Annotated in this window: 1 protein-coding gene; it reads left to right on the forward strand. The window is 45.8% G+C overall.

What is annotated here, in order from left to right:
* Positions 1 to 78: 78 nt before the first annotated feature.
* A partial coding sequence (gene tnpC / locus A8708_RS00095) for an IS66 family transposase (RefSeq protein ID WP_068661511.1) occupies positions 79 to 1,214 on the forward strand: 1,136 nt, incomplete at its 3' end.

The raw sequence follows: 1,214 nt of genomic DNA on the forward strand, positions 1-1,214 counted from the left end.
AGTTACTACTTAGGTACCTGTTACGAAATATAAATTCTGTGGTAATTATAGGAATCAACCATAAAAGGGGTTCCTGCCATGTTCACGACAGAACAAATAAAAATATTCAGTAAAGGCGATCCAGAAATTGAAGCTATATTTACTCTGATGAACAATCGCATTCTAGAACTAGAAGCTGAGGTGCGCGAGTTGAAGCGCAAGCTCGGAATGAACTCCAATAATAGCAGTAAACCTCCTTCTAGCGACGGATTCAGTAAACCAGTTAATTTGCGACAAAAAGGTGGGAAAAATGGAGCCCCAAAGGGGCATCCAGGACACACGCTTCGGTTTTCTGACTCTCCAGATTTTACGACTTGGTCTCGTGTTTCCTCTTGCAGGCATTGTAAAGTGAACATAGAAGATGTTAAAGCTGACGGATACGAAAGAAGGCAACAATTTGATCTTCCCGACATTCGTATGTACATAACCGAATTCCGTGCGGAGAAGAAATGCTGTCCTCATTGCAAAACCAAACAGCAAGCGTTGTTCCCGTCCGAAATTTCTGCTCCTGTTCAATACGGGCCTCGCATGACCTCTTTGACCTCATACTTGAGCGTGTATCAGCTGTTGCCACTTGAGCGCATCAGTCGTTTTTACAAAGATGTGCTGGGACACCAGCCCAGCGAAGCGACCTTAATTAAACAAGTCCAAACCATGTCTGCGGCTGTGGAACCAACACTTTCGGATATCCGTGAACAGCTTCTTCTTCAAGAACTTTTACATGCAGATGAAACGAACATGAAGGTGGGGACAACGAAACAATGGCTTCATACCGTTTCCAATAACCTCTGGACCCTGCTCCTCATATACCCCAAACGCGGCAGCGAGGCTTTTGCTCGAATGGGTGTGCTTCCGAATTACAAACAAGTTCTCGTACACGACTGCTTTTCCTCGTACTTCAAAGCGGAGTACATGTTTGAGCATGCGCTTTGCAACGCGCACTTCATGCGTGATTGCATTGGCATTGCCGAGAACGACAAGCATGAGTGGCCAACAGAGATGAACACCTTACTTCAGGAAGCGTGGAAATCAACCAAAACATACCGCGATAAGAACCAGCTGCTACCAGCAGAACTGATTGAGCAGTATGAACTGAGGTATGATTGCATCCTAGAGAAGGCCAAAACGGAGTGGGCAAAAGATCCCATACCGGTTAAAACGGGGCCACGCGGAAG

The organism is Paenibacillus oryzisoli, from assembly GCF_001653565.1.
GTDB lineage: Bacteria > Bacillota > Bacilli > Paenibacillales > NBRC-103111 > Paenibacillus_E > Paenibacillus_E oryzisoli.